We start from the raw sequence: 13,776 nt of genomic DNA, 5'->3' as shown, positions 1-13,776 counted from the left end.
TCCCCGCCTGCGCGAGGACGATGTTGGTTTAGTTTTCTGAAGAATCGTATTTCGCGATTTTGCCTTCCGCGCTGAAGCGTTGAACCTCCTCCAGAAACAGCAACGCCACCATGGCCGGAAGGTGATGGTGGCGTTGCGTTGTCATTGAAAATTACGAGGTCAGCGCTTCGCCCCTTGCACGGCATCTCGCACGCAGCGGAACCCGGTCGCCGCGTTGCGGTCCATGCCGGGCGACATCAAAAGAAATTTTCCGTGCGTGTCCAGCCGCAGCGCCTGCGGAAAATACCAGTGCGAACCCTGCGGCTTGTAATTGCTGCCGCCACGTAAAATGGCCGAACGCGTGTGCGCGTCCTCGAATTCATCGGTCCGTTGCCACACATTGCCCACCATGTCGAGCACGCCGTACGGACTGGCGCCTGTCGGATGCGCCCCCACCGGCGCCGGGCCGGCCGGGTTGCGCGACGTGTCCGGCGCCGGCACGGCGCCCGCGTCCCACACGTTGCCCCAAGGGTAGATGCGGCCGTCGGTGCCCTGCGCCGCATGCTGCCATTCCCACGACGTCGGCAGGCGCTTGCCGGACCAGCGCGCGTAGGCGCGCGCGTCGTCCGCCGAGACCCAGGTGACGGGCTGTTCGCCGCTGCCGGGCGCATAGCTGCCCCCGCTCCAATGGCGCAGGTAATTCTGGCCGTCGCGCGGGCGGTAGCCGGAGGCGTCGACGAAACGCTTGTACTGCGCATTGGTCACCGGCGTGGTATCAATATGGTAGGGCGCCAGCGCCATGCGCTTGTAGTGGAAGCGGTGCGGCGCGTCCTCCCACGGGTACTGCACGTCGACCCCGGCCATGTTCACGCCTTCGACCTCGATCCCGTGCACCTTGAACTCGAAGTCGGCGGCCGGGATCGTGGTCATCCCCGGCGGCGCGGCGGCCACCGGCGCGCGCATGGTCTGGCGCAACGTTTCCCACTTGCTGTCGAAGTCTTTCAAGGGCCGGCGCGTCATGGCCTTCATGGTCGCCAGCAGCGCGGCCAGTTTCGCGTCCGGCGCGGCCGGCGTCGCCAGCACCGCGCCAAAGCCCTTCGGTTCCATCGAAAAGCTGAGCGTGAGCGCGCCGCCGGCGCCGCGGCGCGGCTTGAGCTCGGTGCCGTGGTACAGGTCGAAATAGCGCATGCCCGCCTGCGCGGCCAGGGCCAGCTGTTCGCCGCCGGCGCTGTATTCGTTGCGGTTGACGATGGTCCAGAGCGTGCTGGCGCCCAGCGGCCAGCGGCTCGCCAGCACGCCGTACTGCAGCGTCGGCGCCATCGGCTCCCAGCCCGGGCTGACCAGGTGGGGCGCCATCGCCCGCTCAATCGTGGCGATGCGGCGCAGCGCCTCGGCGTCGCGCTCGGTCAGGCCGTTCCAGATGCCCCACACGTTCTCCCAGCTTTCGAAGCCGGTGCCGTTGAAGAAGGCGAATTGCAGCATCTCCTCGCGGTTGCGGTTCCAGCGGTCGTTCACACGCACCATGTGGCGCGGTTCGAGCCACTTGAACTTGGACACGTGCACCGCCGGGTTGACGATCGCATACGGGTACTCGAAGTAGCCCCAGCTCATCACGTTCCAACCCAGATGATTTTCCTTGGGCGCGATCTCCGGTTCGAAGGCGAGCGGATAGCCGATTTTTTCAGCGGCCAGCGAGTATTTTTCGGGCACGCCGGTCATCGTGTCGCCGTTGACGCCGTCGGCGCCGAGGTCTTTCATCAGCTCGGCGATCGCTTCCGGCATCTCCTTGGCCGGCGCGTTGGTGCCGGTATCCCACGGCATGATCGGAAACAGCACCTTGACCCCGCGCCGCTGGAAGTCGGCCACCATGCGCCGCACCCCTTCGCGGCCGCCGGGCAGATGCTCGATCATCGCGAGCTGGTTGCGGTTGTCGATCCCGATGTTCGGGTAGATCGACCACACCAACACCGAATCGATGCCGCCGTAGCGTTTGACCAGGTCGTCGAGGTAGCGGTCCACGGTGTACTTACCGGCCACCGGATCGTAGAAATAGCGGTCGTGCACCATCAGCTGCGGCTGCACGAAGCTGGACTTGGTCCATGCCAGCGCCGGATCGGCGTAGCGCCGGTCGTCGTACTTGAGTTCTTGCAGCCGCTTGCCGCGCCAGGCCACCAGCGCCTCGCGCCAGGCGCCCACCTGCGCCGGGGTGCAGCCATAACTGTCGCCCGGCTTTTGCGACCAGAGCAGGGCCAGGCAGTCTGGCCCCGTGATCAGTTGCTCGGTCTTGAACTTGCCGGCGAATTTGAGTTCCTGCGCCTGCGCCGGCGCGCACAGCGCCGCCACCACGGCCAGCGCCACGGCGGCCCGTCCCAGTTGCGTCATGGCTCCTCCCCCGGTGTCATTGCTTGGCCGCCGCGCGCAGGTGCACGACCGCGCCGCCCGATGGCGCCAGTTTTAGCGTGAGCGTGTCGTCGCGCCCCACCCCGCTGCTGCTGGTGACGAGCGTGTTCATGGCCGCGCCGTCCTGCCAGCTGCGCGCCTCGTGCCGGCCCGCGCCGAGGAAATCGAGCGGCACGCGCACTTCGCGCGCCTGCTCGTTGCCCATCGCGCCCAGGTACCAGTCGGCGCCCTTGCGGCGCGCCGTCACGATGAACTGGCCGATGTCGCCCAGCAGCACGCGCGTCTCGTCCCAGGTGGTCGGCACCATCGCGATGAAGTCGGCGCCGTCCTCCCAGCCGCCGTCGGCCTTCTTGTAGCTCGGCGGGCTGTCCGACACCATCTGCAGCGGGCTGTCGTAGGCCACGTACATGCCCAGGGTGTGGCCGCGCGTGGTCTTGACGACGGGATTGTTCCAGGTCATCTTGGATGGAAAGTCGGCTGCGGCCACGTGGCGGAACGCGCCCGGCGTGTAATCCATCGGCCCCAGGATCATGCGCGTGAACGGCAGCGTCACATTGTGGGTGGCGGTGATGCGCGCGCTCCACTTGTTGAACTCGGCGCCCATGACCGCCTCCTGGGTCAGCAGGTTCGGCCAGGTGCACTCCAGGCCGTTCGACGGCACGCTTGAATGCAGGTCCACCATCAGCCGGTTGGCCGCCGCGCGGCTGACCAGGCGCTCGTAGTACGCCATCATCTCCTGGTCGGTGCGCGACATGAAGTCGACCTTGATGCCCTTGATGCCCCACTCGCGGTAGCGCGCTAGCGCCGGCTCCATCTGGCGCTCGAGCTGCTTCCACTGCAGCCAGAGCCACACGCCGACGCCCTTTTGCCGCGCGTACGCGACGATGGCCGGGATGTCCATCGATGGCTTGGAGCGGGTGGTGTCGGCCTTCGGATTGGCTTCGACCGAACTGCCAACCGACCAGCCCTCGTCGACCATGATGTACGGCAGGCCCATCTCGGCCGCGAAGTCGACGAAGGCCTTGTAGGTGGCGGTGTTCATGCCCGGCTCGGGAATGGCCACCTGCGAGCCGTTCCACCAATCCCAGGCCACCTTGCCGGGCTTGATCCAGCCGGTGTCCTTCAGGCGCGACGGGGTGGCCAGCATCTGCACCAGCTGCGACTCGGCCAGCGCGCCGGGCGTGTCGCCCACCATGATGACGCGCCACGGCGTCTTGAAGCCGCCCTCGGGCAGCGTGATGCGGGCGATGGTGACGGCCTGGCGCACGGACGGGTCGGTGTCGTAGCGCGGCGAATGCTTGAGTTCGGCGCCAAGGCTGCCGTTGTCGCGGCCCGACACGAAACTGGCCGGATAGCCGCGCACGTCCGATTCGGCCAGCGCGAAGCTGGTCTGGCCGTCGCCCGTCTTGCACACCAGCGGCAACACGTACAGGGCGGCGTCGCGCAGGCGCGACGCCTTCACGGGGTCGTACTCGCCCTCGTGGCCGCCGACCCACTGGCCCTGGTTGTAACCCCAGCAATCGTGGTCACGCGCGAAGCCGAAGGTGGTCACCTCCTTCTTGACCGCGATGCGCTCGCCGGCGCGGCCGTGGATCACATAGCGCAGGGCCGCGCCCTGGTCGTACAGGCGCAACACGACGTCGACCTTGCGCCCGGGCAGGGCCAGGTCTTCGTAGCTGAGCGTCATTTCGCGGAAGTGCACCAGCACGCTGGCCGATTTGCCCACCAAGGGCTGGTAGGTGTCGCGCACTTCGCTCACCTTTGAAGCCGACAGCAGCTTGAAGCTCTTGCTGCCGAACTCGGGCAGGTCGAGCCTGAGGTTCAGCAGCGACGGCGTGATCAAGGGCTTGCCGCGGTAGTTCAGCGCGTAGGTGGCGATTCCGTCTTGCGTGCCCTCGGCCTTGGTGAACGGCGCGCCGAAGCGCGCCTCGAGCAGGCCGTTGGGCGAGGTCAGCGTGTTGGCCTGGGCGGTGGCGGCCAGCATGCCGCATGCGCCGAACAGCGCCAGTGTGAGTCGTTTCAACATACATCTCCGTAATGGTTGGCTGTGGACGCGCAGCGCCCACTTTTCGTCAATTGTGCCGCTACTTCACGGTCAGCGTCAGCGTTTCGCCGGCGCCGCCCAGGACCACCGGCTTGCGCACAGTCTTGCCCTTGTAGCTGACGCTGACCTCGTACTGGCCGTGGTGGCCGCGCGAGGTGTAGGCGCCGTCGGCGCCGGTGGCGCCCTTGTTGCGGGTGCGCCAGGCGCCGCGCACCAGTTCCTTCCAGGGCGCCAGGCTGGGCTTGGCGCTCCAGTCGCGCCGGAACATGGCCGCGTCCGGTTTCCAGATCGCGCCCTGCCAGAAGCCCCACTGCAGGAAGCCCGACACATTCTTGTGGCTGTAGAGCGCGATCATGAAGTCGCGGTTGTAATCGGCCTGCAACTGCTCGTCCGGAGTGTTGAAGTCGTACTCGGTGATCTGGATGTTGTTGACGCCGCCGTCTGCCAGCAGGTCCAGGTCGCTCAGCACCGCCAGCGGCGGACGCGGGGTCTGGCCGACGTGGCCCTGCACACCCAGCACGTCGACGCGCGCGCCCTCCTTGCGCAGCATGGCCACGAATTCGAGGTACTTTTCGATGAACAGCGGGCTCGAGCTGCGGTTGAGCATGGAGTACTCGTTGATCGACAGCTGCAGCGCCGGGTCGCTGCGCTGGGCCAGCTTGAACCAGGTGGCCACGCGTTCGCGCGGCATGTGCTTGAGGTACTCGGTCTCGTGGATCGGTTCGTTGACCACGTCCCAGCCGATCAGCTTGCCGCGGGTGGTGGCCGTGATGTCGGCGATGTGGGCGTCGACCAGGCCGCCGATCTTGCTGCCGCGCTCGGGGTCGGCCGCCACGTCCTTGGGCGAGAACTTCCAGGCCGGCCAGACCAGCGCGTGGCCCTTGACCAGCTTGCCCTCGGCCCTGAGCCAGTCGATCGCGCCCAGCGCCTGCTCGGGCCCGCCAGGGGCGCGCCAGCGCGGCCACTTGAGGCCGTTGCCGAGCACGGTGACGTCGAACAGGTCGCGCACTTCCTGGCGGTAGCGGTCCGCGTCCGGGCCGGCTTTCAGGAGCGTCCCGGCGTCGACCTCGGAGCCCCACAAAAAGGCCGAGCGCGTCATCGCCACCTCGACGGTGGCGCCCTTGAGCGGACGGCCGCGGGCGTCGCGCACCCTGACCGTCAGCGGCGCGGTGCGGATCCGCTCGATGCGCGCCAGCGCGGCGCGGCGCCACGCGGCGTCGGCCTCGCGCCCGGCGTAGGTGAAGCGGGTCACGGGCAGGGCCGCCATCCTGGCGCGGTCCTGGAAGTTGAGCACCTCGAGGCCGGTGATCTCGAGCGTCTGCTCGAGGTTGCCAAAGCTGATCATGGCGGCCGATTCGCCAACCGCGGCGTAGTCGGCGGCCACGAAGGGCACGCTGATCGTGGTCCAGTCCGGGCCCACGCTGAAGGCCTGCACGGCGCGGTCGGACGACTCTTTCTGGCGCTGGAAATAGAACATACCTTCGGCCTCGCCCGACTCCTGGCGCGCCTTGAGCGCGCGCGCGGCGAAACGCGCCAGCAGCACATCGCCCTTCTTGATGGGGGCGCTGTTGAACCAGCGCGCATTGATGCCGTTGTAATTCGACGAGCCCTTGGGATTGTCGGCGCGGAACACCGGCGCGCCGGCGCTCTCGCCGGTGACGGTGAAGCTGCCGCGTTTGTCCGCGGGGTTGATGCCGTCCTCGAAGCGGAAGCTGGTGGCCGGGTCGGCCGGCAGCACGCTGGTCGGCCGCGCGTTGCCCAGGTGTTGCCCCAGCGGGGGCAACGGGCTCGCGCCAAGCGGGGACGCGGCGGCCGACGCCGCGCCCAACAGCATGGCAATCAGGGAGTGTTTAAAATTAGGCATGATGGTTACCATAGAGAGGTTGGCGACGACTCGACGGTGACGACGCGATGGCGACGACGCGATGACGACGCCATGGGATGGCGACGACGGGGGATGACGATGGCCGACGCGCATGGCCGGCCTTTGCATCGTCATGCCCCCGTACGATTTTTAAGCGCCCGCAGGGCTGCGGGCGCGGACCCTACCTTACGGCGCCACCTTGTTGGCAGTGGCATGGGTGATCGTCGGCGTCAACAAGGTTGCCGTCTGCGGATACCCGTTGGCGTTGATCAGGTTACGCGTGCGCAACTGATCGAGCACCATGCTCTGCTCGTTGCCGGCGGCGTTCGTCACCGTCGAGCGCGCAATGATGGCGCCGGTCAAGTAATCTGCTGGCACGGTCAGCGGGTTGACCGTGCCGCCGGCGGTCCTGACAACGGTCGCCACCGACGCCACCGATGCGTTGAACAAGGCCGGGGTGGTCATGATCTTGTTAAAAGCCTCATTGATGGCCAGCACCGAGCCGGCCGTGCTGGTGGTGGTGAGCACCGGCAGCGCGGTCGTGGTGACCTGGGTCGCCATGTACACGTACAGCAACTCTGTCAGCGGCGTGATGTTGGCCACGCTGCCGTCGCCCAGTGCGACGCTGCGCAGGATCGTCGTCGGCACGCCCAAGGCGGTGCCTTGGAACGTGGTCGCGGTGACCACGCACGGGCCGGACGCCGGCGAGGTGATCTTGACCGTGTAGCTGCCGTCGGCGGCGGTGTCGGTGACGCCGTAGCCGGATCGGCAATTGGCGATGATGGCCGCCTTGGCGATCGCGTTGCTGGTGCCCAGCGGCGCCGGCGCGGTGGCCGGATAGCTGCTCGCGACCGTGCCGCGGATCGTCACTTCCTTGCCGTTGAACGGGTTTTTGTCATCGCCATCGAAGCCGTTGCCACCGCCGCAAGCCGCCAGCGCCGCCGCCGCCATGGCCAGCAGGCCGCGTTTGAATGTTGTTTGCATGATCATTCCTAAATTGTGTTGTCGGTTGCCTTAGAACTTGCCACGCAAGCTCAGCGTCACGTTACGGCCGGCCTGGTTCCCGCCTTCGATACGCGATTCAGAATCGCCGTTGCGGTTCTGGAAGTGTTGAAGGTACTGGTACGTTTTGGTGTTCGTCAGGTTACTGCCGTCGAGCCGCAGTTCGAGGTAGCTGTTGATCTTGTAGCCGAACGATGCATCCAGATAGCCGCGCTCATTGTTCCAGCGTTGGTAGCCCAGCGGATTGGTGATGTTGTTGCCAAAGTCCGCGAAGCCTGACTTATGGTTGTACGAGGTGCGCAGCGACAACGGGCCGTTTTTATAGTAGAGGGTCAGCGCGTAGGTGCTCTCCGGGATGATGGGCACGTCGTAGAACTGCGTTTTGTAGTTGCGCGTGATGCCGGCCGTCTAGACCTTGGTCACGCTGATGATCGAGCCCATGTGCTTGAAGATCCATGGCATGTTCTTTTAGGTTTGCTGGTACGCCAGTTCGATACCCTTGATGCTGAAGTCCTCGCCGTTGCGCACCTGGCGCAACTCGACGGGATAGTTAGGATCGTCGGTCAGAGTCGTCTGGTTGTTCGCGGTGAACAACTCCTTCGGCAGGCCGAGGGAGGAGAACGGCACCATGGTGGACCCCGTGACGGGGCGGCCCTTGATGTCTTTTTTGTACGCCGACACGCTCAGCAGCGCACCCTTTTCGAAGTACCACTCGACACTGGTATCGATGTTCGTCGACGCTTCCAGCAGCAGGCCCGGATTGCCGGCGGTGATGATCAAGTCGCCGCCATTGCTCACATTGAACGAACGTGCGATCGCCGAAATCGAGCTTCGCTTGATCGTCTTGCCCCAAGAACCGCGCCACACCAGATCGTCCGTCAGGTCGTAGGCGAAGCTGGCCGACGGCAGCGTGTTGGTGTACTTGCTCTTGCGGTTGGTCGGGACTTGGACGCCTGCCACCAGCACATAGTTGTCCACGTCGGAGTTGGTTTCAACATAGCGCACGCCGAAGTTGGTGCGCAAGGTGCGGTTGAACACCTTTTTCTCGAGGTCGGTTTGCAGGTACAACGCATTGATGGTCTCGACCGCGTCGAAGGTGCCGCCCACGTTGGCCGCGGCGTTGCGGTTCTGGTTCAAGGCGTCCAGCGTGTTGTAGATGAAATTGCGGTCGAACGTCAGCCACGATTGGGGCACGGTGCCGCCGACATGGATGTTGTTCTGATCGTTGGGAACCTTCTCGCACCCGACTACGAAGATGTTTGGTTCGATCAAGGACTGTTGAACGCATAGCCATCAGCCCAACCGAACATCGCGGCCGACGCCTCCGGCGCGACTGAATTATCTGCGGCGCGGCTTCATGCGTGCGCGTGCCGCCTTTTCGCGGGGATCCGCGGCCTGGCCTGGGCGATCTTGTCCCACGCGCCGAAGTGGCTCAGAAAACGCCCGGCGGGGTACGACAGCGCGATCAGGGCGGCGCCGAACAGCAGCGATGCCACGGTGCCTATGGCGGTATAGCCGTCGAGGAACCACGGCGCGACCAGCAGCCAGGCGCCGAAGAGCGCATTGACGAACCGCAGCGGGCGCGCCACCTCGGCCCACGCCATGATCGAGAACGTCACCACGAGCGATCCGACCATGTGGTCGCTGTCGGCGCCCTGCCCGTCGGTGTCGAACAGCAGCCGCGTGCTCATGATGAGCACGCCGAGCACGGTGCTCGCGACCAGCGTCCACGGGGCGTTGACGCCGGTGAGCAGCATTTCGCGCAGTATCGACCCGATCGGCGCGTCGAAATTGTCCGAATAGTCGGCGCTGCCGCCGTCCATCGTATCGCCGCGCAACAGCACGTACCACCACGGACGGCCCTGTCTGATGCGCGCCTTGAGGAACTGCAGCGTGGCCAGTATCTCGTCGAAGGAATACGGTATCTGCAGCAGCATGGCCAGCGCGCCGACTAGGCACAGGGTGCACCAGGTCCCGATTAGGATCGGCTGGATGATGATGAAGAACACGCTCACGCCCCCGAGCGGAACGATCAGGATGCCGAACAGCAGGACCAGCCACGGCATGGTGCGCCAGCGCCGCTTGTCGCCGATGACGCCGGTGAGGATTTCGAGCACGTACACGGTCGCCCCCAGGCCCGCGTCGGACACCGGCCACGCCTCCAACACCGACGAGGTGATGATGGCCTCGGTGCCGGCGCCGAAGAACGGGTCCCAGGCCGCGTCGATGTGGCCCAACTGGAACGCGGAAAGGTAGCGCGAGATGAACAGGCCGACGAAGGCGAGGATGATGATCGGCAGGCGGTTGGTCCAGCCGGCCGGGCTGTAGTCCCAGCCCGGCGGCGCGTCGGGGCCGCTGACGCGCGCGACCGGGCTGATCCCGGGCGCGCTCGGTATGGCGACCGCGAAGACGATCAGCAAGGTGCCCACCAGCGTGTCGTTGGCGTAGGCCGCCGCGCTCGGGGTCCAGAACAGCACCGGGGCGAACAGCAGCCACAGCCCGAGCGCCGCCGTGCTCCAGCGCGCCCAGCCGAAGTCGCGCGAGAGCGACAACAGGGCGAACAGCGCCACGAGCGCGCCGGCGAGCATGTCGCTGGCCGTCATGTAGCTTGCGCTGTACACGAGGCCGCGCCCGTTGGGGGCGACCAGCGCGCCCGGCGCCATCCACTGCTGCGCCAATCCGAACACGGACGGACTCGCCATGAGCCACAGGCCCAGCGCGATGTTCGCGAAGTGGCACCACAGCGTGCGCTGGTGTTCGGCGCGGTCGAGCATGTTGTAGTCGGCGACGATCTGCGCGCTCGGCTTTCCGGCCTCCCCTGCGGCCTCCTGCGCGGCTTCGAGCCAGAGCGGCAGCTGCAGCTTGTTGCGCTTGTACCAGGCGGGCGGATCGGACCGCAGGCGCGCCATCATGGTTTGCAGGCTGCGGCGCAGGCGGTGTTCGGGACGCCAGCCGAGCAACGATTCGGCGCGCGCTATGTCGAGCTCGTAGTGGTCGTCGGCCAGGCCGACCATGAACGGCTGGATGAACGGCTTTTGGCCATGATCGATGGCGTCCGGCACCACCACCTCGGCTTTATTTTGCATCCAGGCGCCGGCGGCGGCCAGCGTTTTGGGGATTTGCCTGGTCTCCCACGGCTCGCCGTTCAGCAGCCTGGCGATCAGGTTTTGCAATGCCTCGTAGCTTTCGCTGACGGGCTCGCCGATGAGCACCACCGCCTCGGGCGGCAGCCGCGCGCGCCGGTCGACGGCGGCGCGGAAGGCCCGCACCGCGTCGTCGAGGTGGACGAAGGCCTGGCCGTGCGTGGCGTCGCCGGGGAACACGCGGCTGAGCATTTGGCGCTCGAAGATGCGCATCGCCTGCTGCGCCAGCGACGGCACCTCGCAGTCGTCGGTGTAGACCCCGGCTAGGCGCAAGACCAGCGACGGGATATGCCCGCGGGCGCCGGCCACCACGCGCTCGGCGGCGAGCTTCGATTGCGGATACGGCCAGGCCGGATCGAGCGGGGAGTCTTCGGTGATCGGGATGCCCGGCGAGGTCGGCGCGTGGACCAGCATGGTGCTCGCGTAGATGAATTGGCCGACCTCAAACGACTGCAGCGCGCGCAGCAGATTTTGCGTGCCCCTCACATTGACGGCCTCGTAGAGCGGATTGGGCGCGTCGGAAAACTCGTAGAACGCGGCCAGGTGGATCACCGAGGCGATGCGCCCGCCGTGCTGCCGGCGCAATGCGGCGCAGGCCTCGGCCACCCCAGCCTCGGAGCTGATGTCCGCTTCGATGCAGTTTTGTCCCTTGCATTGCCGTTCGAAGCCGACCACCGTGTAGGCGTCGGACAGTTGCGCCACGATCGCGCTGCCGATCCGGCCCTCGGACCCGGTGACCAATACGACAGGTCTATCAGTAGCCATGCCCCCACCCTCCGCTGACCGAACAAGCCAAGTCTAGGACGTCGCCGGCAACGGACGTTGACGCGCACCTTGACCGACGCCGCAACTTACGCCCGATGCCGGTGACGGTGGCCCGGCGGAATCGAAGGTTTGGCCGACGGCGGCGCCGCGCCGAACTTCGCCGGCCGCGCCGGGGTCTACCGAACAAGCAAAGCGCGGGGGGAAGCATGTCGGCACCAGAACCGAAACGCATCGACATCGCCCTGCAGGGAGGCGGCACGCACGGGGCGCTCAGTTGGGGGATATTGGACCGCCTGCTCGAAGACCGGCGCCTGCTGATCAAAGGCATCAGCGGCACCAGTGCCGGCGCGATCAACGCGGTGGTGCTGGCCGACGGCTTTTCGTGCGGCGGCGGCCCCGACGGCGCGCGCCGCGCGCTGGCAAGGTTCTGGCGCGCCGTCAGCGACGCGTCGTATTTCAGCCCGTTGAAGCGCACCCCGCTCGACCGCTGGCTGGGGCGCTGGTCGCTCGACAGTTCGCCCGTCTACATCCTGCTCCAGATGGCGGCCAACATGGTCTCGCCGTACGATCTGAACCCGTTCAATTTCAATCCCTTGCGCCTCATTTTGCGCCGCCTGATCGACTTCGAGCGGGTCCGGGTCTGCGAGGCGCTCAATCTTTTCATTTCCGCGACCAACGTGCGCACCGGCATGGCGCGCATCTTCCGCCGCGACGAACTTACCGTCGACATGGTCATGGCCTCGGCCGCGCTGCCGCAGTTGTTCCACGCCGTCGAGATCGACGGCGAGGCGTACTGGGACGGCGGCTACATGGGCAATCCGGCACTGTTTCCGCTCATTGACGAATCCGATCCGCGCGACCTGGTCATCATCCAGATCAATCCGATGGTCCGCGACGGCCTGCCCCGCACCGCCGCCGAGATCACCAACCGCCTCAACGAAATCACCTTCAACGCCAGCCTCATCCGCGAAATCAGTTCCATCCTGCTCCTCAAAAGGGTCATCGACGAGGAGAACCCCGAGCATGTGCGCTACACCGAGACGCGGCTGCACCGCATCAGCGCCGACGAGGCATTGCTGCAACTAGGCGTATCGAGCAAGTTCAACGCCGAATGGGATTTCCTGAGCTACCTCCACGACGTCGGCTACAGCGCGGCCGAGCGCTGGATCGCCGCCAACTTCGACCGGATCGGCCACTGCTCGACCATACAAATGTCGTCGATGTGCAACCCGGGCCGCTGCGCGACCGGGCACGCCGGGGCCACGAACGCGGACCCGCGCCATTGAATTTTGCCACCTTCCCCATCGGCGCCAACTTTGCGCTGTTCGCGGGCGCCGCCTGCCTGGTGTGGCTGGCCGGCACGCGCGTGACCGTGCTGGCCGACCAGATCGCCCGCGGCACCGGCTTCTCGCACGCGATCGTCGGCCTGGTGCTGCTTGGTGGAATCACCTCCCTGCCCGAAATCGCGGTCGGCGTGTTCGCCGCGTTCGGCGGCGCGCCCGCGCTGGCGGTCAACAACCTGCTCGGCGGCGTGGCCATGCAAAAGGCGATCCTGGCCGCGGTCGACGGCTTCACCGGCAAGCAGGCGCTGACCGTCGTCGCGGCCTCGCCGGACTTGCTGCTGCAGTCGGCCTGCGGCATCTTCTTGTTGATTTTGGTGGCGATCGCGATCGTGGCCGGCGATTATCCGTTCGCCGGGGCCGGCGTCTGGTCGTGGTCGCTGCTGCTCGGCTATTGCTTCTCGATCTGGACGATCGCGGGCGCGGCCAAGCGGCCGGCGTGGATCCCGCACGGCTGGACGGCGGACGAGCCCCCCGCGGCGCCGGCCGCCGCGGAGCCCGGGACACGGCCCGACCCGCTGCCGCGCCTGCTCGCCAAAACCGGCGCCGCCGCCGCGGTCATCTTCGTCGCCGGCTTCGTGCTTAGCAACACCGCCGACGCGCTCGCCGCGCAGACCGGCATCGGACAGAAATTCGTCGGCGCGGTCCTGCTCGCGCTGGCGACGTCGCTGCCCGAACTGAGCACCGTCATCACCGCCATGCGCGTGCGCCAATACGAGATGGCGATCGCCGACATCCTGGGCACGGGCATGTTCAACGTGGCGCTGATCCTCCTCATCGACGTGCTCTACCGCGGCCCGCCCGTGCTCAACCAGGCCGCCGATTTTTCCCTGTTCGCCGCCCTGCTCTGCATCCTGCTCACCACCATCTACCTGATCGGCCTGGTCGAACGCAAGAACCGCACCGTCATGCACTTCGGAATCGACTCGATCGCCATCCTGGCCAGCTACCTCGGCGGCCTGTTGCTGCTGTACCAGTTGCGCTGACCGGGCACGGGCGCGGGCCCGCCGCCCTATTTGTGTTCGAACTGCTCGCTGGCGTAACGGGCGATGTCGTTCATGCCCGAGCCGGCGTCCATGTGGGACTTGAGCCAGCCGGACTGGCCGCCGCCGGCGAGCAACTGCTCGATCATGCGCACCGCCAGGCCGAAATCGGGGTCGGTGGTCTTTTGCGCGAGCCGTTCGAGGTCGCCGCGCACGACCTCGGCGATCGGGCGCCGGCTGCCGTCGGCCGGGTCGA

General features: G+C 66.6%; 9 protein-coding genes and 1 pseudogene. 2 read left to right on the top strand and 8 right to left on the bottom strand.

Annotated features, from left to right (window positions below; genetic code table 11):
* Nucleotides 1–159: 159 nt before the first annotated feature.
* The 7 genes from C7C56_RS20960 to C7C56_RS20930 form a co-directional block, all read right to left on the bottom strand.
* Entirely contained in the window at nt 160–2,361 is a 2,202-nt protein-coding gene (locus C7C56_RS20960; protein WP_106759299.1) for a formylglycine-generating enzyme family protein, read from the bottom strand.
* Between the two features lie 16 nt (nt 2,362–2,377).
* Nucleotides 2,378–4,402: a glycoside hydrolase family 97 protein gene (locus C7C56_RS20955; protein ID WP_229458900.1), complete on the bottom strand. Its 2,025-nt coding sequence runs from the start codon at nt 4,400–4,402 to the stop codon at nt 2,378–2,380.
* Between the two features lie 61 nt (nt 4,403–4,463).
* On the bottom strand, nt 4,464–6,287 hold the full coding sequence (locus C7C56_RS20950; RefSeq protein WP_181373280.1) for an endo-1,4-beta-xylanase: 1,824 nt from the start codon (nt 6,285–6,287) through the stop codon (nt 4,464–4,466).
* Nucleotides 6,288–6,473: 186 nt separating this feature from the next.
* On the bottom strand, nt 6,474–7,271 hold the full coding sequence (locus C7C56_RS20945; RefSeq protein ID WP_146204582.1) for a hypothetical protein: 798 nt from the start codon (nt 7,269–7,271) through the stop codon (nt 6,474–6,476).
* A gap of 30 nt (nt 7,272–7,301) precedes the next feature.
* Complete coding sequence (locus C7C56_RS30790; RefSeq protein ID WP_106759296.1) at nt 7,302–7,655, bottom strand: TonB-dependent receptor; 354 nt, start codon at nt 7,653–7,655, stop codon at nt 7,302–7,304.
* Between the two features lie 102 nt (nt 7,656–7,757).
* On the bottom strand, nt 7,758–8,561 hold the full coding sequence (locus tag C7C56_RS30785) for a TonB-dependent receptor domain-containing protein (RefSeq protein ID WP_106759295.1): 804 nt from the start codon (nt 8,559–8,561) through the stop codon (nt 7,758–7,760).
* Nucleotides 8,562–8,644: 83 nt separating this feature from the next.
* Entirely contained in the window at nt 8,645–11,197 is a 2,553-nt protein-coding gene (locus C7C56_RS20930; RefSeq protein WP_106759294.1) for an NAD-dependent epimerase/dehydratase family protein, read from the bottom strand.
* A 206-nt stretch (nt 11,198–11,403) separates the two neighbouring features.
* Between C7C56_RS20930 and C7C56_RS20925 the strand changes: the two genes are divergently transcribed.
* Entirely contained in the window at nt 11,404–12,483 is a 1,080-nt protein-coding gene (locus C7C56_RS20925; RefSeq protein WP_106759293.1) for a patatin-like phospholipase family protein, read from the top strand.
* Entirely contained in the window at nt 12,480–13,523 is a 1,044-nt protein-coding gene (locus C7C56_RS20920; protein WP_106759311.1) for a sodium:calcium antiporter, read from the top strand. The genes C7C56_RS20925 and C7C56_RS20920 overlap by 4 nt, the downstream gene beginning before the upstream one ends.
* A gap of 26 nt (nt 13,524–13,549) precedes the next feature.
* Here the strand turns inward: C7C56_RS20920 and C7C56_RS29040 are convergent.
* Nucleotides 13,550–13,776 (bottom strand): annotated as a pseudogene (locus C7C56_RS29040) (YbdK family carboxylate-amine ligase); the annotation flags it as partial.

It is taken from the genome of Massilia glaciei (assembly GCF_003011895.2).
Classification (GTDB): Bacteria; Pseudomonadota; Gammaproteobacteria; order Burkholderiales; family Burkholderiaceae_D; genus Telluria_A; species Telluria_A glaciei.
This window is presented reverse-complemented; position numbering and strand designations above follow the sequence as displayed.